Origin of the sequence: Pseudomonas sp. C11 (genome assembly GCF_034683865.1) — a bacterium.
GTDB lineage: Bacteria > Pseudomonadota > Gammaproteobacteria > Pseudomonadales > Pseudomonadaceae > Aquipseudomonas.
In genome coordinates, this window is the sequence record NZ_JAWIIP010000109.1 from 1 (window position 1) to 232 (window position 232).

Below are 232 nucleotides of genomic sequence, written 5' to 3' on the forward strand. Positions count from 1 at the left end.
AGATCATGCCGTTGATCGACGAGCAGCCACCGAGTACGCGGCCGCGTTGGTACTTGAGGCTTCGCCCATGCAGGCCGGGATCGGCCTCGGTGCTGAAGCACCAGTCGTTACACGGGTTGCCGATGCAGTAGAGGTAACCGAAGTTGATGTGAATCCAGGGGTAGTTGTCGCTCCCGCCTGCCTCGATCAACAGCACGCTGACACCCTGGTCGGCAGACAGCCGATTGGCCAG

At 61.2% G+C, this 232-nt stretch carries 1 pseudogene; it reads right to left on the reverse strand.

Features of this window, described 5'->3' with window-relative positions:
• Nucleotides 1–232: pseudogene (locus VC352_RS25115) on the reverse strand (choline dehydrogenase); the annotation flags it as partial.